Here is a 20,895-nt window from a genome sequence, read left to right as displayed (position 1 = left end):
GTGGGCGGGACCGCACGGTCGACGTCGCCGGGCCGGGGAGGTGAGCGGTGAGGAAGATCGCCACGGGCGTCACGCTGCTCGCCGTCGTCGGAGTCGTCGTGGGCGCCGGTGTGCTCGTGCCCGACGACGCGGCGGGCTCCTCGCCGCGTGCCGCCGCCGCGGACCCCTCGGCCCTTCGCGCAGCGGCCGAGGACCTCCCCGACGCGCTCGCCGCGGAGCCGCGGGTCGCCTTCTCCCTCGGCTCGGACGGCCTCGCCACGGCCGACATGACGTTCGGGCTGGAGCTGAACGGCAGCGCCGGGTACGTCGTCGACGCGGCCGAGCTGGACGACTCGGTGGAGGTCGAGGCCGGTCACCGCCACGAGGGCGAGTCGTCGTCCGCCGGCCAGGGCGGCGGGGGAGGGGCGGCCCCGCGGGCGTACGCGTTCGTCAGCACACGGGCCGAGACGCAGGACCCCGACGTCTACGTCCGCGTCCCGCCGGCCGGTGCTCCCGAGGACCTCCCCGAGGCGGGGTGGGACATCATCCGGGTGACGTGCGACGCCGCGCAGGAGACCCACCCCGTGCTGTCGGCGGACCTGACCCGCGTCGCCTACTCGACCGACGCGTCCGGCGACGCCGAGATCGTCGTCGCGGACGCCGTCTCGGAGTGCGCCGGCGACGACGCGACCGCCCTGGTGCCGGACGCCGACGCGGAGGACCTGTGGCCGGCCTGGGGCCCGGGCGACGCGAGCCTGTTCTTCTCGAGCACGCGCGACGACCCGCTGGGCGACCTGTACGCGGTCGGTGTCGAGCAGGGCGGGACCACCGCCCGGGCGGCCGACGCCGTGACGACCCTCGCCCGGGCGACGGGACCACCGGTCCGGCTCACCGACGACCCCGGTGCGGACACCATGCCGGACGTCGTCGTGGACGGGCAGGGCAGCACGCTCGTCCTGTTCACGACCACCCGGTTCCGTCCCGGCGGCTCCGTCGCGTCGTTCTCGCTGCCGTACTTCTGGAGCCCGGGAGGCTCCGTGGGGCCGGGTGCCGTGTCCGACCCCTGGGCCGACGCCGACGGGGTCGCCGACGGTCCGGCCGTCGGGCGCGAGCCCAGGGCGCGCGTCGTGCGGCTGGACGACGCGGGTCCCGCGGTGCTCCTCGCCTACACCGCGACCGACGAGGGCTCGGGCAGGACGTCGGTCTGGGTCGCGCTCCTGCGGGGGCAGGGCGGCGCGCCGGCGGTCGACGGGGCGTGGCCCGTCCCGGACCCCGGGGCGGGTGCGTCGCACCCCGACTGGGTGTCGGTCCGGCCCCTGCAGGGCGGGTTCTTCTCCGAGGAGGAGATGGTGCTCGGCAGCGCACGCCTCCGGTTCACGGAGCGGTCCGCGTCGCGGGTCGTCGCGGACGCGCCCGCCGTCGCGTCCTCCGGGACGGGTGACGCCCGGGTGCGGCAGCTGACCGGGGGTCCTGGGTCGGCAGCGCGGCTCGACGACGCCGGGCCGGCGTACGCGCCCGACGGGTCGCGGCTGGCGTTCGGCGCCCTCCTTCCCGGGACGCCGCCGGACGGCTGGGAGACCGCGCCCCGCGAGATCGCGGTGGTCGACCCCGCGACGCGCGTCGTCTCCACCCTCGTGCCGCGGGGCCTCTACGGGCTCGCGAACCCGGACTGGTCGCCGGACGGGTCCCGGGTGGCGTACTCGGGCATCAGCGGGTCGGAGGAGAGCATCGGCGTCGGGTGGGTGGACGTCGGGACCGGCACCGAGGACTGGACCCGCGACGACGGGAGCGGGCGGTGGGCCCCGCTGCACCCCTCGTGGTCGCCGGACGGCGAGTGGCTCGTCGCCGAGGCCGGACGGGTCGACGACGAGGGCGACCTCACGCCGTACCTCGGCGTGCTCCGGACCGCGTCGCGCACGTGGACCCCGTTGACCGTCGACGTGGTCGACGACTGCTGGCGCTACAGCGAGGACGACGTGTGCGACGTCGCCGCGGAGCAGGTGCAGGGCCGCGAGCCGGCGTGGTCGCCGGACGGGACACGCCTGGCGGTGGTCGACCTGCGGATCGGTGGGGTCGAGGTCGCGCCGGGCGGCATCTCGGTGCTGGACGTCGAGCCCGCCGACCTGACCGACGGGGACCCCGCGGACGACGTCCCCGTGGTCGTGGGTCTGAGCGCGCTGACCGGCTTCGACCACTCGGCGCTGGTCCGCACGACGCAGCCGCCCGTCCGGGAGGGCTCCGCCGAGCCCGAGCCCGGGCCGACGCTCGCCCCGACGCCCAGCCGCGCCCGCGTCGCCCTGTCCGACGGGCCCGCCTGGGCGACCGACGGCACGGAGGTCGTGTTCAGCGGTCAGCCGGCCGGGCGGCCCGACGACCGTGACCTGTACGCGGTCGCGCCGGACGGGTCCGGGCTGCGCGCCGTCCTCGACCTGCCCGCCACCCTCACGGAGCCGGACGTGCAGCCCGTCGGGGACCTGTCGCTGCGGCTTACGGCCGACCCGGTCCGGCTGGACCTCGGCACGGCGACGACGGTGACCGCGACGGTCACGAACACCGGTCGGACCGCCGCGGCGCCGACGGTCGTGCTGGTGCTGCCTCCCGGGCTCCGGCCCGGGGACCTGCCGCCTGGCTGCGTGGCGGAGCCAGGGACCGGGGCCGGCTCGACGGTCGTGACGTGCAGGACGCGGAGCCTCGGGCCCGGCGCCGAGACCCGGGTCGTGGTCCCGGTGGTCGCCGAGAGGTCGGGCGTGCTCGACGTCGTGGGAGCGGTGGTGAACCCGGGCCCCGAGATCGACGTCGAGGACAACGTCCGGACCGTCTCGCTCACCGTCGCCGACCCCGATCCGGTGCCCGGCGGCGACGTCGACCTCTCCGTCGAGCTCGCCGTCTCGGCACCGCGCGCGTGGGTGGGCGGTCACGCCGTGGACGTCACCGTCACGGTGCGCAACACGGGCACGGCGACGGCGACGGACGTCGTGCTCGTGGCGGAGCACCCCGTGGGGATGTCGCCGTCGGGCACGGCGCGGACGGACGTGCCGACGGAGGCGCCGGCGGACACCGGGCCGACCGGCCTGCCGGGCGGCGCGGAGTGCCTGGGCGCGTGGGGGACCTGTCCGGTCACCGACCTGGCACCCGGGGCCGAGATCACGGTCGTGTCCGCCCTCGAGCCCGTCGGCCCGGCCGAGCAGGGCACGGTGGCCGTGACGGTCACGGGCCGTACCGGCACGCCGGACCCGTTCGCGCCGCTGACGTCGCCCGTGCCGTCACCGGTGCCGACGTCGGCGACGACGTCCGCGGGTCTCGAGGTGGTCCAGCCGTGGCTGCGGGTCCTGCCCGCCGTGGCCGCACCGGGTGACGTCGTGCTCGCCTACGGCGAGGACTTCCCGCCCGGCGAGGACGCGGTGCTCACGTGGTCCACGGGCATCACGTCCGCGTCGGGCCCGTACCGCGTCGGTCCGGACGGTCGGCTGAGCGTCCCCGTCCTCGTCGTGCGCAACGACGTGCGGGGCGAGCGGTGGCTGCGCGTCACGAGCGGGGACCCGCTGCCCCTGACGACGCCCCGGGTCGTGGACGCGTCCGCGTCCGACCCGTCCGCGTCCGACCCGTCCGCGTCCGACCCGGCCGCCGAGCCCGTGCCGCCGTGCCCCGGGCCGCCGGACACCCCGCCTTCGTCCGAGCCCGCGCCCGAGACGTCCACGGCGGGCCCGGCGTGGTGCGAGGTCGACGGCGCCGTGCTCGTCGTCACCCCGACCGTCGCCGTGCCGGACACCCAGGAACGGAGATGACCCGATGATCACGGAGGTCGACGACGCGCTCCGCGCGCTCGTGCGCGAGGCGGTCGGGGACGTCGAGGTCGCGTTCGACGCCCCGACGAAGGACTGGGCCGCGCGCCGCAACGCGCCCACGGTCGACGTGTACCTGTACGACGTCCGCGAGGACGTCAAGCGTCGGTCGCACGGGCTGATCGACCGCCGCGGTCCCGACGGCACGGTGGTCGGCCGCACGGACCCGCCGCGCCACTTCCGGTTGTCCTACCTCGTGACGGCCTGGACCCAGCGTCCCGAGGACGAGCACCGGCTGCTCGACCGTGTCCTCGCGGCGCTCATCGGGCTCGACGCGCTGCCCGCCGAGCACGTCGTGGGGCCGCTCGCGGAGGCCGGCGGGCCGGTGCCGGTGACCGTGGGGATGCCGCCGGCCGAGGACCGCAGCGTCACCGACGTGTGGTCCTCGCTCGGCGGAGAGCTCAAGCCCTCGGTCGAGGTCGCCGTGACCGCGCCCCTGCTGCGCCCGGAGCGCGGCGAGGTCGGCCCGCCCGTGCGCGAGGAGCTCCTGCTCGCCGCGCGCGACACGTCCGGCGACGGCGCGGACCCGCAGCGCCGCCGCCACCGTCCTCCCGCCCTGGCCGCCGCTCCCCGACCCGCCCCGGCCACGCGCGCGACGGGCGGCGAGGACGCGGCGTCCGCATCGGCGTCGGGCACGCGCGCGCCGCGCACACGGAGGCAATCATGACCGACGCGAGCCTCGTCCATCTCGTCGGGCGCCTCGGTGTCCTGGAGGAGCGCGTGCGCGACGTCGTGGCCCGACGGCGCGTGGGCGACCCGACCGCGGACGACCCCTTCCGCGGCCTCTACCTCACGGACGCCGCGGTCGACCACCTCCTCTCCGGTCCCGCGCCCGGCGCGGACCTGCGGGTCGCAGCGGACCGCCTCGCGGTGGTGGAGCAGGCCGCGGACGCCGCGGAGCGTTCCGGGGAGCGGGTGCGGCTGCGCGCGCTCGCCCGCGCGTTCGACCTCACGGACCTCGACGTCGACCTTTTCCTCGTCGCGCTCGCCGGCGAGGTGGACCTCCGGTTCGAGCAGCTCTTCGGCTACCTCAACGACGACGTGTCGCGGCACCGGCCGTCCGTCGCCACGGCGTTCGCGCTGTGCGGGGTCCCGCTCGCGTCGGCGCCCGCCCGCCACCGGCTCACGCACGGTCCCCTCGTGCGTGGTGGGCTCGTCGTCGTCGAGGACCTCGACCGCCCTCTGCCGGGTCGCGCGCTGCGGGTCCCGGACCGCGTCGTCGGGCACCTGCTGGGCGACGACGCACCCGACCCGGTGCTCGCCGACGCCCTCGTCGACCTCGTCCCGATCGGCTCCGGCGACGCCGACCGCGTCCGCCTCGCGCTCGCCGCAGGCGTGGGCCTGCTGTACGTGCGGCAGCCGGTGACGGGGTCGGCCGCGTCCGCCGCCGCCGCGGCGCTCGCGGGGACCGGGCGCGACGTCGTCGGGCTCGACCTGCGCCGCCTCGGAGCGGACCCGGTGGGCGTGGCGCGGGCCGCCGTGCGGGAGGCGTCGATGCGCGACGCGGGCCTGGTGGCCGATCCCGTGGACGCGGTGCGCGGGTCGCCCGAGGTCGTGGCGGCGCTGACGGAGGGTTCCGGGGTGACGGTGCTCGTCGGGGAGGCCGCGTGGGACCCCGAGTGGTCGCGCGCCACGCCGCTGCTCGTCGACGCGGACGAGGTGACGACGGCTCAGCGTGCGGCGTTGTGGGCCGCGGCGCTGGGGGACGTGGCGGGCGACGTCGACGTCGCGGGCGTGACCGCCCCCTTCCGGCTGCGGCCCGAGCAGGTGGTCCGGGCGGCGCGGTCGGCCGGGGCGCAGGCCGTTCTCCGGCCCGACGGCCGGGTCTCGGCCGAGGACGTGCGGCGCGGGGCGCGCGCCGAGAACGGCACGGCGCTGGACCGCCTCGCGCGGCGCGTCACGCCCGCGGTCGGGTGGGACGACCTCGTGCTCGCGGCGCCTGCGCTCCGGGCGCTGCGCGAGGTGTCGCAGCGCGCGCGCCACCGCGACCGGGTGCTGGGCGACTGGGGGATGCGCCCCGGCGGCGGTCGCGGACGCGGCGTGGCGGCGCTGTTCGCGGGCGGCTCCGGGACGGGCAAGACGATGTCCGCCGAGGTCGTGGCGCACGACCTCGGACTGGAGCTCTACGTCGTCGACCTCGCGGCCGTCGTGGACAAGTACGTCGGCGAGACGGAGAAGAACCTCGAGCGGATCTTCACCGGCGCCGCCGGGGTGAACGCGGTGCTGCTGTTCGACGAGGCCGACGCCGTGTTCGGCCGCCGCTCCGAGGTCAAGGACGCCCACGACCGCTACGCCAACATCGAGAGCGCCTACCTGCTGCAGCGCATGGAGACGTTCGACGGGCTCGTCGTCCTGTCCACGAACCTGCGCGCGAACATCGACGAGGCGTTCACGCGTCGGCTCGACGTCGTCGTGGACTTCCCCGTGCCCGACGACGCCGCGCGCCGCCTCCTGTGGGACCGGTGCCTCGGGCGCGTGGTCCCGCGGGCGGACGACCTCGACCTCGACTTCTGCGCCAAGGCGTTCGAGCTCGCGGGCGGAGGGATCCGCTCCGCGGCCGTCACCGCCGCGTACCTCGCCGCCGCCGACGACGGCGTGGTCGAGATGCGGCACCTCGTCACCGCGGTGCACCGCGAGCACCGCAAGCTCGGCCGGCTGACCCAGCCGGGCGAGTTCGGACCGTACTGGGAGCTGGTGGAGTGATGACCGAGCATGACGATCGCCCCCGCCCGGCTGGGCCGCGTCGGGTCTCCGGAGGTGGGGCGCGTCCCGGTGCGACGACGTCCGCGACCGCCTTCCCGCACCACCCCACCGGCCTGACCGCGTTCCAGCGCGACGTGGGCAACGCCCAGGTGTCGCGCGTGCTCGGACCCGTCGCGGGCGCCGTCGTGCAGCGGACGGTGACGGTGACAGAGGTGAAGACGCTGCCCGAGGAGGTCCAGCGCGTGATCCTGTTCGACTTCCCCCGCGTCCTGTCCGAGGTGCTCGGCCGGACGGTCACGGCCCGGGAAGTTCTCGACGCGGCGAAGGATCTGGACACGCTGCGCACGGACGCCCTGCACTACCGCCAGCTCGAGGGACAGATCGCAGGCGCCGCGACCGAGCTGGAGCGACGGAGGAACGATCCGGGCGCATACCGCCAGGCGGTCGAGGACGAGCTGATCAACGACCTCCGCGCAGTGAGCTGGCTACCACAGGCCGCGCAGACCCGGCTCGCGTCCGCCCTCGCCGGTCGGGTCCGGGTCGTCGGCGCGACCGAGTTCGCGCAGCTGCGACTGGCCGAGTGGCTCGCCATCCCCGCCGTCCAGGTCACCGACGCACGGACGCTCCAGGTCGTCATGGGGAGCTGGCGCGCCCTCGCGTTCGCGGAGCGCTACGTCATGCCACGACACCTCAACCTGCGTGCCGGAGTCGTACGGCCGCACCACGCCATCCACGAGGCGCTGCACATCCTCTCGGGCGCGGGCTGGGACAAGCACGTGGGCGACGGCGACGCGAAGGGGTGGCCGGGACTCGTCGAAGGAGCGACGGAGCTTGTCACCGTGCTGGTGCTCATGGCCTTGAGGAAGGAGAAGGAGGGCGACTTCTACCCGAAGAACGTCACCGAGATCCGCGAGGTGATGACGTGGACGGGAATCAAGTCTCCCGCGCTCGTCGACTACTACTTCCGGGACGCCTCCGACTTCCGCACCGCGGCCCGTATCGACGAGGTCGTCCCGGCCGAGATCCTGGGACGAACCGGGGGAGTGGGCCGCAGGAAGGTCGGTGCGAGCACGAAGGAGACGACGCAATGACAGCCGAGCACAAGCCCGACGACCACCACGTCGCGCGCCAGCGACCGCCCGGGCCGACGGGTGGCACACGTCGTCCCCAGACCATCGCGGACGCGGGTCGGGCGAACGGTGCCGCCGTCCTCGCCGCTGGGAGCGTCGGCGCGCTCGGCATCCACGACATCGCGGCGCTGCAACGTCACATCGGCAACGACGCGCTGCAACGGGTGCTCGACGGGGGTCGGTCACCCGTGCTCGACGTCGTCGGGCGGGGTGGCGGGTCGCCGCTCGCCCCGGACGTGCGGGAAGACATGGAGTCGCGGCTCGGTGCGGACTTCTCCGACGTGCGCGTCCACACCGGCGGGACGGCGGCGTCGTCCGCCGCAGCCGTCGGCGCGCACGCCTACACGGTCGGCCGGGACGTCGTGTTCGGGGCCGGAAGGTTCGACACCACGTCCACCGCGGGCAGGACGACGCTCGCGCACGAGCTGACGCACGTCGTGCAGCAGCGCAGCGGTCCTGTCTCCGGCACCCCCACCGGGGACGGCGTCAGCATCTCCGACCCGGGCGACCGGTTCGAGCGCGAGGCCACGGCGAACGCCGAGCGGGCGATGCACCGGTGATCTCGCGCCACCCTGCGGGCGCGGCCCGTGCGCATCGTGGCGTAGAGATCAGGTCCGGTAGGACTTGGTCGCCTTGGGGGGCCAACCGGTCCCCGCGATGATGGCCCTGGCAGAGTCGAGCTTCCCGTCCCCCATCGCTGTCGAGATGAGCTTGGCCTGGGTCCGCGCCCTTGCGTAGTCGGCGAACACGAGCTCGACGGTCACGTCGGCGGTCGCGCCCGTCAAGCGCTCTGCCGCGGTTGTCGGCGGCGGGTTTATGGTCCTGTTGGTCGCTCTGGCCGTGGTTGGGGTTGTGCGCAGATGGGCCTGCAGCCTCGACTGTGCGGCAGCGAGTGCGCCCGCCGGCGTCGCCGTCGACGCCACGGGAAGCCGCAGGGTCACGCAAAACGACGACGCCGCGCCCCCGGCCTTGGCCGCGACGTCCGCACGAGTGGTCGGCCCAGCGGGCGCAAGGTCTGCCTCGAGCCGTGCCGGGTCGCGCAGCCGGACGCGTTCACGTGCGCTCGTGTCGACGACGACGAACGTGCCGGCCTCTTCCCAGTTCACCTTGGACACGTCGATCGGGACCTCGACGGCCCCACGTCCTTCGAGCCAGGTCCCGAGGGCCACCCAGAAGTCGTGGTGAGTTGCCGGGTTCCGAAGGTTCACCCCGTTGGCTCTGCCGTAGTTCTCGATGAAGTCGCGGACGTCACCCGAGGACATCTTCTTCGGGTCGTCAATGGTGACGTGGACGACCACGTCGTACTTCTGGGCCTGCCCACCGACATACGGTCGCCCAGTACCGGCGAACCACGAGATCCTGCCGAAGTTCCCTTTGATCGGCTTGAACGGCGGGTCACCCTTGAGATGGTTCTTGAGCACCTTCTGCGCGTGCTCCGCCTTGAGGCCGGTGTACGTGTCGAATCGCTGCAGGGAAACCGCGGGCGTGGTCAGAGCCGCAGACAGGGCACGGTTGCCGGCGAGACGCTGGAGACCGAGGAGCGCGCCGGGGATCTGGGAACCGGCGACGACTGCGCGGCACATGTCTGCCGCAGCCGGGGCGCGCCCCGATCTCCGTTCGACGTCGTGCTCGAGCTCGTGGTGGTGCATCGCGCCTCCCGGGTCGCCGCTCCTTCGTCCATGGTGTCGGGGGTGGACCAGCCGAGGCCAGGCCCGCGGCGCGACCCTGCCCCTTAGTGACATCGAGGTGCCCGTTCGGGCGCGTCCGCTTCCGCGGCGCGGGCCGGCGTTGCGGCACACGGAACTTCCGGCGTTGGGACTACAAAACCTGCCGACCGGTCGACATAGGTCAGGATCGTCCTTAGGCTGCTGAGCGTCCCGACGGCGCGGTCGGGTCCCCGACGAAGGAGTCGTCCATGCCTGCACGCCTCGCCCGACGTCCGCTCGCCCTCGCCCTCTCCGGGACGCTGCTCCTGACCGGCCTGGCACTGCCCGCAGGTGCCGCGGACGCGGCGCCCGATCCCGAGGTCGTCGGCCCGATACCCGCGACGTCGGCTCCCGGTGACCCGGCCCACGGCTACCCGTTCCTCGCCACCGACTACGACCTCGCCGGGCACGGCTACGTCGAGGAGGAGTTCTTCCTCGAGGGCGAGGCGACGCGGTACCAGGCCGACGGTGCCACCGACGCGACGGTCCTCAGCACCGGGCACGACTACCGGACGCGCATCGTCGTCCGCCGCCCGGTCGACCCGGACGCGTTCAACGGCACGGTGATCGCCGAGTGGTACAACGTCTCGAACCAGTGGGACCAGGAGGTCGACTGGTTCCAGACGCACGAGCACCTCGTCCGCGAGGGCTACGCCTGGGTCGGCGTCTCCGCGCAGCGCGCGGGCGTCCACTCCGCCACCGGTCTGCGCACCTGGAGCCCCGAGCGCTACGGCACGCTCGACCTCACCGACGGCGGCGCGATCATGGACGACACGCTCTCGTGGGACGTCTTCAGCCAGGCGGTCCAGGCGGTGCGCGACCCCGCCGGCACCGCACCGCTCGGGCCGCTCGACGCCGAGCGCGTCGTCGCGACCGGCCACTCGCAGTCGGCGGGCCGGCTGTGGTCCTACGTCAACTCGGTCGACCCGCTCGCGGACGTGGTGGACGCGGTCGTCCTCCACGGCGGGGGCGGCGTGGTGCGGGACGACCTCGAGACGCCCGTGTTCAAGATCAACAGCGAGACCGACGTCGCGATCGACCTCCTCGGCGCCGCGCAGCGCCAGCCCGACACCGACGTGCTGCGCACGTGGGAGGTCGCGGGCGCGTCGCACGGCGACTGGAAGCTCATCACGGACTACGGGCGGCTCCGGATCCGCGACGTCGGCTCCGCACCCGGCGGCTATCCCGGGACGCCGCAGACCTGCGATCAGCCGTCGGGGTCGCGCGTCCCGCAGCACATGGTCCAGGGCACGGTGTACGACCACGTCGCCGCCTGGGTGTCCGACGGCACGGCCCCTCCGTCGGCGGAGCCGATCGAGCTGACCGAGGACCCGCGGACGGTCGTGCGCGACGAGCTCGGCCTGGGTCTGGGGGGCATCCGCCTCGCCCAGCAGGACGTGCCGTTCCGCATCAACTCGGGTGCGAACGCCGGTCCGGGCTTCTGCTTCCTCGACGGCGGCTCCACGCCCGTCGACGACGCCACCCTCGCCGCCTGGTACCCCGACCCGCAGGAGTACGCGGACGCCGTCGTCGCCTCGACGCGTGCTGCGGTCGAGGCCGGCTACGTGGACGCGGAGGTCGCGGCGGACCCGGCCTGGTACACGGACGTCGTCGAGCTGGTGGGCGACCGCGTCGCCGCCGGGACGGTCGACGCCGTGGTCGGCGAGCAGGTCCAGGACCTGATGCGCCAGGCGCTGGACGCCGCAGACGCGGGCGACTGGGGCGCGGCCGAGGCACTGGTCGCGCAGGCGCAGGACCTCGCCGAGACGCAGGTGGACGACGCCGGCGCGAGGGCGAGCGTCGTCCGCGCCAGCCTGGCCGTGCGCGGCGTCATCGGCCTCACCGCGGCGCACGACCTGGCCGTCTCGACCCAGGCCCAGGCGCGCTGCCTCGCAGGCAGGGCGTACGTCGCGGTCCGGGCGACGAACGACGAGCCGGTCCCGGTCGACATCACGCTGACCACGCCGTTCGGCACCCGGACCGTGACGGGCGTCGAGCCCGGCCGGTCCGCGTACCAGTCGTTCGCGGTGCGGTCGGCGTCGGTGGGCGCGGGCGGCGCCCAGGTGTCGGCGTCGGGCGACGGGCGGTCGTTCGCCGCCGACGTCGCGTACGACGCGCTCGCCTGCGGCTGACCCGGCACCACGGGGCCTCGCGTCCGGCGGCGTCGTCGCCGGGCGCGAGGCCCGTCGTGCTCTCCGGGACCGGGGATCCGCGCGCGTGCCGCCCGATCGGGCAGCGACGTCTGCCCCGGGAGGTAGCCGACCGGCCCTGAACTCCTGGTCGCCGCGGGATCACTCTGGTCCTCATCAGCGTGTTCCCAAGGAGGCGACGACGACATGACGACGTATCTCTCGCCCGGCGTGTACGTGGAAGAGGTCGAGGCCGGCTCACGGCCCATCGAGGGGGTCGGCACGTCGGTCGCGGCGTTCGTCGGTCTCGCGGCCAAGGGGCCGGTGGACGAGCCGACGCTCGTGTCCAACTGGTCCCAGTTCTCGCAGACGTTCGGTGACTTCGTACCCGGCTCGTACCTCGCGCACGCGGTGTACGGCTACTTCCTCAACGGCGGCGGCAACTGCTACGTCGTGCGCATCGGCGGGGCGGCGCCCGCGTCGTCGGGCCGTGGCAAGGCCGCGCCGAAGGCGCTCGCCGGACCGCCCGTGGCCGCCCTCGGCGGCTACCGGGTCTCCGCGCTCGACGGCCAGACGACGGGCAAGCCGAAGAAGATCACCATCGAGGTGGCCGACGCCGGTGGCGACTCCGCGCCGGACGACCAGTTCAAGCTCGTGGTCAAGGTGGACGGCAAGGAGGCCGAGTCCTTCGACAACGTCACCACGAAGCGCGGCGCGGACAACGTCGCGACGAAGGTCAAGGCGGACTCGAAGATCATCATGATCGAGGAGGTCGCCCAGGGCAGCGCGCTCATGAAGCCGGACAAGGGCGCCGTCGAGCTCGTCGCCCCGGAGCCGGAGCCCGAGCCGCCGTCGACGGAGGACCTGGGCGCCGAGGACTACATCGGCGACGCGGCCGACCGGACGGGGTTCAGCGGGCTCGAGGCGGTGGACGACGTCACGATCGTCGCGGTCCCGGACCTCGTGGCGGCGCTCGAGCAGGACGCGATCGACCTGGAGACGTTCCAGGCGGTCCAGCTCGCGATGATCGCGCACTGCGAGCTCATGGGCGACCGGATGGCGATCCTCGACCCGCCGCCGGGGCTGAACGCCCAGCAGGTCAAGGAGTGGCGCGTCTCCGGCGCGGGCTACGACTCGAAGTACGCGACCCTCTACTGGCCGTACGTGAAGATCTTCGACCCGCTCTCGGGGACCAACGTGTTCGCCCCGCCGTCGGGCCACATGGCCGGCCTGTGGGCACGCAACGACGCCGAGCGCGGCGTGCACAAGGCGCCCGCGAACGAGGTCGTGCGGGGCGCGATCACGCTCCAGACGAACATCACGCGTGCGGAGAACGACCTGCTCAACCCGGTCGGCATCAACTGCATCCGGGCGTTCCCGGGCCGCGGCGTCCGCGTGTGGGGCGCGCGCACCCTCTCGTCCGACCCGGCGTGGCGGTACGTCAACGTGCGACGCCTGTTCAACTACCTCGAGGAGTCGATCCTCGTCGGCACGCAGTGGGTCGTGTTCGAGCCGAACGACCCCGCCCTGTGGGCGCGGATCCGCCGGACGATCGCGAGCTTCCTCGTCAACGAGTGGCGCAAGGGCGCGTTGTTCGGGCTGACGCCCGAGGAGGCGTTCTTCGTCAAGTGCGACGCCGAGACCAACCCGGCCGAGGGGATCGACGCCGGCCAGGTGGTGTGCCAGGTCGGGATCGCCCCGGTGAAGCCGGCCGAGTTCGTCATCTTCCAGCTGTCCCAGTTCTCGGGCGGCACGAGCCTCGTCGCCGAGTAGCGCGACCGGCACACCTGACCCCCCTGACACCGCACGCACACGAAGGAGCGCACCATGCCTCTCGCCGACCCCCTCGACTCGTCCGCCGCGAACGGGTTCATCGTGACGATCGACGGGATCCAGGTCCCCAAGGTCATCGAGGTCAGCGGCATCAAGTCCGAGGTCGAGAAGATCGAGCACAAGCAGCAGACCAAGGACGGCAAGTACGTGGTCCGTCAGCTCATGGGCCGGGCCAAGCCCGGCGAGTTCACCGTGACCCGCGGGCTCACCGACAGCAAGACGATCTCCGACTGGCTCAAGATCGTCGCGCAGGGCGACGTCAAGGGGTCGCGCAAGACCGCGGCGGTGGCCTTCCTCGACTACACCGGCGCGACCCTCCAGTCGTACAACTTCACGAACTGCTGGGTGTCGAGCGTCGAGGTCTCCGCGATGAAGGCCGGCGCGACGGAGCCCGCGACCGAGAAGTTCACGGTCGCCTACGACGAGATGACGGTCGGCTGATGCAGCGCGGTCCAGCGCTGGAGACCCTGGACCGCGACGCGCCGGGCGAGCAGGAGACGCCCGGCGCCGGGCGGTCGTCGGGCACACCGGCACCGTTGCGCACGGAGTTCGACTTCGAGCTCCCGCGCGGGTACGTCGACGCCGACGGCGTCCGGCACACGCGCGGGACCATGCGTCTGGCGACCGCCCGCGACGAGCTGCTGCCGCTGTACGACTCGCGCGTGCAGGAGAACGCCGCGTTCACGACGGTGGTCCTGCTCAGTCGCGTCATCACGTCGCTCGGCTCGATGTCGAGCATCTCGACGAACGTCGTGGAGAACATGTTCGCGTCCGACGTCGCGTTCCTCCAGGACTTCTACCGGCGGGTCAACGCGGAGGGCCACACCAAGGCCGCCGTGACGTGCCCCGAGTGCTCGCACCGCTTCACGATCGACCTCGCGGGCGGCCGCCTGGGGGAATCGTGACGTACGCGACCGACCGGCTGTACGAGGAGATCGCGTACGTCGCCTACCACTTCCACTGGTCGCCGGACGACATCCTCGACCTCGAGCACGGGGTGCGGCAGCGCTTCGCCCGCGAGATCTCGAAGATCAACACGCGCCTGTCCGAGGGGCGCTGACCGTGCGGTGGCCGTGGCAGCGCCGCGAGCGGGCGGCGACCGCGACCGGCCCCCGGGCCGCGGTCGCCGCCCGCGCCGCGGGCGAGGGTCCCGGCAGCCAGGGGACGACGCCGCCCGTGGGCTGGGCGTTCGTCCCACCCGTGCAGCGCGTCCTGGGCGACCTGCGGCTGACGACGTCGCCGACGGAGTTCCCCGCCGGGCTCGCCGCGTGGTCGAGCCCGCGGCTCCTCGGGACGATGGGGCACGCGGTCGACCACCGCGCGCCGTCGGGCGTCGTCGACGGCGACGGGGCCCGGCAGGTGCAGCGCGTGGTGTCGTCCGACCTCGAGCTCGCGCTCCTCGTGCCCGACGACGCGCCCACGCCCGTCCCGGCCGCTGCCCGCTGGTCGCAGCCCTACCCCTCCGGCCGCTTCACGAGCGCCGCGGGGGTGTCCGACCGGCTGCCCGCGAGCCGGCCCGTCGTCGTCGCGCGCACCGCGACCACGCTCGCACCACCGGCGGGTCAGCTCCTGCCTGCGCGACCGGGTGCGTCCGAGCAGGGCGCGGCAGTGCCCGACGTCGTCCCGGACCTTCCGCCGTCGGCCACGCCGACAGGTGGGGCGGGCACCGGGACGGCGGGGTTCTCCGACGGGACGGGGACCGTCCTGCCCCTCGCCGCGTCCTTGGCACCGGTGGCTGCACCGGTGACCGGGCCGCCCGTCGCGCCGGTGCGACCCGCACCGACCGCGCAGCGTTCGACCGCCGGCATGCTGGCGACGACGCCGCCCTCCGCTGCGGCGCAGCTGCCGGCCGGTCCCGCCACGACGGAGCCCACGATCGCGGATCCCACGACGGCGGAGCCCCTGTCGGCGGCGTCCCCGACGACGGTGACCACGACGGCGGTGCCGCCTGCACCACCTCGGTCCGCCGGTGGCCCACGACGGGTCCAACGACTCGGTCTCGGGGCACCTCTGCCGACTGCCGCGCTGCCGACTGCCGCGCTGCCGACTGCCGCGCTGCCGACTGCTTCGCCGGTGCCCGCCGCTTCGCCGGTGCCCACCGCTTCGCCGGTGTCGCCGGCCGTGAGCCGTCTCGTGTCCCGCACGGCGGCGCCGTCCGACGGGCAGCCGGTGTCGCCCCTGCCGCCAGGGGTCCAGCGGGCCCGCGGCAGCGGGGTGGTTCCGGAGGTCCCGGTCGTCGGTGCCGAACCGCTCCTCCCCGTCACGTCGGACTCGGCGCGGGCGGGTGCCGGACGTCCGGCGCCCGACACCCGCACGACGCCGGTCGGGCGATCCACGAGCGGCGCAGAGCTCCCGACGCAACGGTCCGGCGTGCTCCCGGGAGACGCCCCGCCGTCGGGCGCCGAAGCCTCGGCGCCGGAGCCGCCGGCCGATCCCGCTCGCTCGCCGGAGGCGGCTCCTCCCGGCTCGCCGGGGGAGGTGCCCCTCGTGCCGGACCGAGCGGGCCCGCGCGCCGGGGGACCCTCTCCACGACCGGTCCAGGCGACGGGCACGGTCGCACACGCGCGGACGTCGGGACAGCGGTCCACGCCGCTGCCGCTCTCGTCGCCCTCGGCGCGCCCTGCGCCGACGGAGACGGGCACCGGGTCGGCGGCGGGCGGTCGGGGAGCGGTCCTCGTCCGACGGTCCGCGACGGGGGTCGTGCGACCCGTGCCCGGTCCTCCGTCGGGTGCTCCCGCACCCGCACCTGACCCCGCACCCACGTCCGCACCCACGTCCGCACCCGCACCCACGTCCGCACCCGTACCCGCGTCCGCACCCGGACGCGCAGCGGGCGAGGACGCGGACCCGGCGCCGGCGAACCGGATCGGTGTGCCGGGACCGGTCGTGTCGCGACAGGTCGCCGACGCCCCGACCCTGGGCGGCGTCGTGCCTGGGCCGGACCGAGCCGAGAGTGCTGTCCCGCACGGCGCTCCGCCGCCCGCACCGGTCGACGGAGCGCGCCTCGCAGGACCGCAGCACGCGCCGGTGCCGGCGCAGGTCTCCCGTGCTGCCCACGCGCGGAGCTCCGTGCGGTCGGACGAGACGCCGTCCGCCGCCGTGCCCACGCCGACCGGCCCGTCACGCGGCGCGGTCGGGGCGACGGCGGACGCACCGGCTCTGCACCGTGCACGGGACGGCTCCGGGGCCGGCAGCGCGTCGGGCGCGGCGCCACCCTCGGCAGCCCAGACCGTGCGCACCGCGCCGGCCTTCCTCCGCTCGAGCGTGTCCCCCTCCGTGCCCTCCCCGGCCCCGGTCATCGCGCGATCGGTCTCCACGACGCCGGCGCCCTCGCCCTCGGCGCCGGCTCCGCGGGTGCGCTCGTCGACGACGGCGTCGGGCAGACGGTCGGAGTCCCTGGCGCTGCCGTCGACGCCGTCCGTCGCAGCCCACACCGCCGTGCCGTCGACCGCCGTGCCGTCGACCACCGTGCCGTCGACCGCCGTGCCGTCGACCGCGGCGCGGTCCTCTGCCGCGCCGGGGTCGCCGCCCGCCGTCCGCGCGGTGCCGGCGCAGAGGGCCGTGATGTCGTCGGCGGCGCCTGCCCCGACCGTCGTGGCGCCCCCCGCAGGGCGAGCCGCCCTCCAGCGGACCGCCACGACCCAGCCGGTCGCGCCGCGTGCCGCCGTGGCCCTCGACGCCCCTCGGCCCGACGGTGCCGTCACCCATCGCCCCGTCAGCGCGGTCGGCGTCGTGTCCCGTCAGGTCGCAGACCGTGGCGTCGTGTCCCGTCAGGTCGCCGAGCATCCCGTCGTCTCCCGTCGGATCGCCGACCTGGCGCCGGACGAGCCCCCGAGCGACGAGGCTCTCGCCGTCGGGCGGCTCGCCGTCGAACCGGGCGCCCGGGCGACGCGACCGCGCCCGCTCGTCGCCGCGCCGCGACCTCTGCTCGGCGCTCCGGCCCCCGGAGCGGTGGTGTCGCGCGACGCCGACGGGACGGGCACGTGGCCGCCGTCCCGGCGGACGCGCGGGACGATCGGTACCCATCGCACCCCGGCCGTCGCGCCACCCGGGTCCGCAGCGCCCAGGACCGCAGCACCCGGGCCCGCGGCGCTGGCGCCGGCAGCTCCCGCACTCGCACCGGCAACGTTCGCCTCGGCAGCGCTCGCCTCGGCAGCGCTCGCACCGGCAGCGCTCGCACCGGTCGCCGCTTCGCCGGTCACCGGGCCGACCACCCTGCCGACCGCCGTCGCGCCGACAGCGGCGGGACCGGCTGCCGCGTCGGCGACGGTGGCGCGACCGGTAGCGACGTCGTCGACCACCGCGGCCGCCTCCTCCGAGCCGGCCGGGCGACCGCCGTCGGCCGGCCGGTTCCCCGTCACGGAGGCGGAGCTCGACGACCTGGCACGGCGGCTGACCGACCCGTTGCTCCGCCGGCTGCGCCAGGAGGTCCTCGTCGACCGTGAACGGCTGGGTCTGCGCGTCGACCGGGGGTGGCAGCTGTGACGATCTACGAGGAGACGACGCTCGCCGTCGGGATCCGGTACCGCATCTTCCTCGACGACTGGAACCTCGGGCTCTTCAGCTCGTGCTCCGGGCTCGGGGCGGAGGTGACCGTCGAGACGCGCGAGGAGGGCGGGAACAACGGCTCGGTGTGGCAGTTCCCCACCCGGCTGCGGTTCCCGAACGTGACGCTCACGCGCCCCCTCAACCGGGACAGCGCCAAGATCGGCGAGTGGTTCACGTCCATGGTGACGAGCGGCTACAAGTTCGGGACGGCGACGATCGACGCGATGACGGCGCACGGCACGGAGGTGGCCCGGTTCGGTCTGATGGGGGTCGTCCCGGTGCGCTGGTCGGGACCGACGCTGTCGACGACGGACTCGTCGGTCGTGGTCGAGTCGGTGGAGGTCGCGCACCACGGGTTCGTGCCGCCGAAGGCTGCGGGGTGAGCTGAGATGGCCTCTGCAGTCGGCCTCGACGCCGCCGCGGCCGGGGGGACCGGGTCGGGCTCCAAGCTGGAGCACGCCTACCTCCTGCTCTTCGAGCCGTCGAAGGACGGGTCGCTCGCCAAGGCGGGCCCGGAGATCGGGCGCATCGCGTTCCAGTTCAACCCCACCGAGCTGGCCCTGCAGAAGGCCGCCACGTGGACGCGCCCGACGAACCCGGGCAACCGCCGCTCGAGCCCCCCGCAGTTCCAGGGCCCCGAGCCGTCGCGGTTGTCCCTCGAGATGTTCTTCGACGCGTCGCAGGACCACGACGACGCGGTGGTCAAGGCCGTGGAGAAGCTCTTCACGGCGTGCGTCCCGACGACGGCGTCGCACGACCAGCGCAAGGACTCCCCGCCGTGGGTGCTGTTCCGGTGGGGGAGCCTGACGGGGTTCCTCGCCTACGTCAGCGGCGTCCAGGTCCGGTACACGCTGTTCACGTCCGGCGGTCTGCCGATCCGGGCGGTGTGCTCGGTGACGCTGGAGGAGATCGCCGGTGAGGCGCCACGCCAGAACCCGACCTCGGGCGGGCTCGTGCCCCATCGCGAGCACGTCGTCGTGCACGGGGAGACCCTCGCCGGGATCGCGTACCGCGAGTACGGCGACCCCGGGCTGTGGCGGGACGTCGCGGAGGCCAACCGGCTCGACGACCCGTTCCGGCTGCGCGCGGGCGACCGCGTGCTCCTCCCCACGGTCGAGGACCTGCGGGACCCGGCGGTCGGACGACGGGCACGGGTGGTCTCCGGTGCACGGTGAGGAGCACAGCGCCCGCGTCGTCGTGCGGGTCGACGGCCGGGAGCTCGCGGCCGACGTCGAGCCCGCGCTCACGTCCGTGCTCGTCGACGCCCGGCGCGACCAGCCGGCGCTGTTCGTGCTCCGGCTCTCCGACGAGCACGGCGCCGTGCTGGACAAGGCGGGGATCCGGGTGGGGGCGAAGATCGACCTGGCCGTGCAGCTCAGCGGGTCGGGCGGTCCCACGCCGCTCCTCGCAGGGGAGGTGACCTCGCTCGAGACCGAGATCGGGCCGGGCGGCCGCCAGACGACGGTGCGTGGCTACGACACGGCGCACCGCCTGGTCGACGCCCGCCGCGTCGCCACGTACGTCAACGTGACGGCGTCCGACGTCGTCCGCAAGGTCGCGGGCGTGGCCGGCCTCCCGGTCGGCACGGTCGACGCGACCACCGAGGTCCTCGAGCACGTGTGGCAGCCGAACATCAGCGACTGGGAGCTCCTGCAGCGCCTCGCGGTACGGAGCGGTCGGGTGGTCGGCGTGACGGACGGCCGCCTCGACTTCCGGCGGCCCGTGGAGGCACGCGGCGCGCCCTCGGGCACGACGGGCGCGCGCCAGGACCCCGCGGTCGTCGAGCACGGCGTCAACCTGCTGTCGCTGCGCGCGACCGTGACGAGCGCGTCCCAGGTGCGCGAGGTCGAGGCGCGCGGCTGGGACCAGCTCCGCAAGCAGGCGCTCGTCGGGCGTGCGCAGGCGTCGACCCCGAGCGCCCGGCTGGGCACGACCGACCCGGCGCGCCTCGGCGCACGGTTCTCGACCCCGCCCCTCCTCGTCTCGAGCACGTCCCTGGCGTCGCAGGGCCAGGTCACCGCGAGCGCGAGGTCCGTGGCCGACCGGGTCGGCGGCGGGTTCGCCGAGATCGAGGCGACCGTGCTCGGCAACCCGCAGATCGCCGTCGGGCGCCCGGTCGCGCTCGCCGGGTGCGGCGACCCGTTCGACGGCAAGTACGTCGTCAGCGGCGTCCGCCACGAGCTCTCGGGCGAGCGCGGCTACCTGACGCACCTGGTGGTCGCGGACGCGTCCGACCGTTCCACGTACGGCACGGTCGCCGGGTCACGCCCTCGCGAGGGTGCGCGGGGCGCGGGCATCCTGCCCGCGGTCGTCACGTCGACCGACGACCCCGAGGGCGTCGGCCGCGTCAAGGTCAAGATCCCCGTGCTGCACGACTCGCTGGAGAGCTGGTGGGCGCGCGTCGTCCAGCCGGGCGCCGGGGCGATGCGTGGCACCTTCGTGCTGCCCGAGGTGGGTGACGAGGTCCTCGTCGCCCTCGCCGAGGGGGAGCTCGACCAGCCGTACGTCCTCGGCGGCCTGTTCAGCACGAAGGACAAGCCGCCGGCGCCGTCCGCCGTCCCCTACGTCGACAGGAACAGCGGGGCGGTGACCCGCCGGACCATCACGTCGCGCACCGGGATGCACCTCGAGTTCGTCGAGAAGCCCGGCGAGGAGCGTCTGGTCGTCTCGGACAAGGGCGGCAGGGAGCAGGTCGTGCTCGTCCAGAAGCCGGAGGCCGCGATCGAGATCACGTCGTCCGGGCCGGTCAGGCTCACCGCGCAGAAGGCCGTGGAGGTGACCGCCCAGCAGGACGTGACCTGCACGTCGACGACGGGGAAGGTCACCGTGAAGGGCGTGCAGGTCGCGCTCGAGGGCACGAGCGCGATCGAGCTCACGGCGCCGAGGATCTCGATCACCGCCGACGCCCGGCTCGCGCTCCAGGGCGCGACCGCGACGCTCGACGGCACGGGCACGGCGCAGGTCACGTCGTCGGGCGTGACGACCGTCAAGGGCTCGCTCGTGAAGATCAACTGAGGCCGAGGAG

The 20,895-nt window shown here is 74.8% G+C and carries 15 protein-coding genes; 14 read left to right on the top strand and 1 reads right to left on the bottom strand.

Translation table 11 applies throughout. The annotated features are described in order from the left end of the window. Positions 1–47 precede the first annotated feature (47 nt). The 5 genes from ACWPWV_RS05655 to ACWPWV_RS05635 are packed head-to-tail and all read left to right on the top strand — an operon-like array spanning position 48 to position 8,214. On the top strand, positions 48–3,764 hold the full coding sequence (locus ACWPWV_RS05655) for a hypothetical protein (RefSeq protein WP_454041958.1): 3,717 nt from the start codon (positions 48–50) through the stop codon (positions 3,762–3,764). Positions 3,765–3,768: 4 nt separating this feature from the next. Continuing rightward, positions 3,769–4,488 (top strand): DUF4255 domain-containing protein, encoded by a 720-nt coding sequence (locus tag ACWPWV_RS05650; protein ID WP_454041957.1) that lies wholly within the window; start codon positions 3,769–3,771, stop codon positions 4,486–4,488. Then, on the top strand, positions 4,485–6,524 hold the full coding sequence (locus tag ACWPWV_RS05645; RefSeq protein ID WP_454041956.1) for an ATP-binding protein: 2,040 nt from the start codon (positions 4,485–4,487) through the stop codon (positions 6,522–6,524). The genes ACWPWV_RS05650 and ACWPWV_RS05645 overlap by 4 nt, the downstream gene beginning before the upstream one ends. Next, a complete protein-coding gene (locus ACWPWV_RS05640) occupies positions 6,524–7,615 on the top strand; it encodes a hypothetical protein (protein ID WP_454041955.1) in 1,092 nt (363 codons plus the stop codon). Before ACWPWV_RS05645 ends, ACWPWV_RS05640 begins: the two co-directional genes overlap by 1 nt. After that, positions 7,612–8,214: an eCIS core domain-containing protein gene (locus tag ACWPWV_RS05635; RefSeq protein WP_454041954.1), complete on the top strand. Its 603-nt coding sequence runs from the start codon at positions 7,612–7,614 to the stop codon at positions 8,212–8,214. Before ACWPWV_RS05640 ends, ACWPWV_RS05635 begins: the two co-directional genes overlap by 4 nt. 48 nt (positions 8,215–8,262) lie before the next feature. On the opposite strand, the gene ACWPWV_RS05630 is transcribed toward ACWPWV_RS05635, so the two are convergent. Continuing rightward, positions 8,263–9,303 (bottom strand): hypothetical protein, encoded by a 1,041-nt coding sequence (locus tag ACWPWV_RS05630; protein WP_454041953.1) that lies wholly within the window; start codon positions 9,301–9,303, stop codon positions 8,263–8,265. Between the two features lie 266 nt (positions 9,304–9,569). On the opposite strand from ACWPWV_RS05630, the gene ACWPWV_RS05625 reads away from it, so the two are divergent. The 9 genes from ACWPWV_RS05625 (at position 9,570) to ACWPWV_RS05585 (ending at position 20,885) form a co-directional block, all read left to right on the top strand. Further along, complete coding sequence (locus ACWPWV_RS05625; RefSeq protein WP_454041952.1) at positions 9,570–11,492, top strand: alpha/beta hydrolase domain-containing protein; 1,923 nt, start codon at positions 9,570–9,572, stop codon at positions 11,490–11,492. A gap of 204 nt (positions 11,493–11,696) precedes the next feature. After that, positions 11,697–13,262 (top strand): phage tail sheath family protein, encoded by a 1,566-nt coding sequence (locus tag ACWPWV_RS05620; protein ID WP_454041951.1) that lies wholly within the window; start codon positions 11,697–11,699, stop codon positions 13,260–13,262. A gap of 54 nt (positions 13,263–13,316) precedes the next feature. Beyond that, positions 13,317–13,763 carry a phage tail protein gene (locus tag ACWPWV_RS05615; protein ID WP_435738067.1) on the top strand — a complete coding sequence of 149 codons (447 nt, stop codon included), beginning with the start codon at positions 13,317–13,319 and terminating at the stop codon, positions 13,761–13,763. After that, on the top strand, positions 13,763–14,227 hold the full coding sequence (locus ACWPWV_RS05610) for a hypothetical protein (RefSeq protein ID WP_454041950.1): 465 nt from the start codon (positions 13,763–13,765) through the stop codon (positions 14,225–14,227). Before ACWPWV_RS05615 ends, ACWPWV_RS05610 begins: the two co-directional genes overlap by 1 nt. Then, the gene (locus tag ACWPWV_RS05605) at positions 14,224–14,382 is read left to right on the top strand and encodes a DUF6760 family protein (protein WP_251152103.1); all 159 of its coding nucleotides are present in this window, start codon (positions 14,224–14,226) and stop codon (positions 14,380–14,382) included. The genes ACWPWV_RS05610 and ACWPWV_RS05605 overlap by 4 nt, the downstream gene beginning before the upstream one ends. A 2,702-nt stretch (positions 14,383–17,084) precedes the next feature. Further along, positions 17,085–17,807 (top strand): hypothetical protein, encoded by a 723-nt coding sequence (locus ACWPWV_RS05600; RefSeq protein WP_454041949.1) that lies wholly within the window; start codon positions 17,085–17,087, stop codon positions 17,805–17,807. Then, entirely contained in the window at positions 17,804–18,253 is a 450-nt protein-coding gene (locus ACWPWV_RS05595) for a phage tail protein (protein ID WP_454041948.1), read from the top strand. The genes ACWPWV_RS05600 and ACWPWV_RS05595 overlap by 4 nt, the downstream gene beginning before the upstream one ends. A gap of 6 nt (positions 18,254–18,259) precedes the next feature. Beyond that, the gene (locus ACWPWV_RS05590) at positions 18,260–19,045 is read left to right on the top strand and encodes a CIS tube protein (protein WP_454041947.1); all 786 of its coding nucleotides are present in this window, start codon (positions 18,260–18,262) and stop codon (positions 19,043–19,045) included. After that, a complete protein-coding gene (locus ACWPWV_RS05585) occupies positions 19,035–20,885 on the top strand; it encodes a VgrG-related protein (protein WP_454041946.1) in 1,851 nt (616 codons plus the stop codon). The genes ACWPWV_RS05590 and ACWPWV_RS05585 overlap by 11 nt, the downstream gene beginning before the upstream one ends. Positions 20,886–20,895 lie beyond the last annotated feature (10 nt).

The sequence above is a fragment of the Cellulosimicrobium sp. Marseille-Q8652 genome, assembly GCF_965112045.1.
This window is presented reverse-complemented; position numbering and strand designations above follow the sequence as displayed.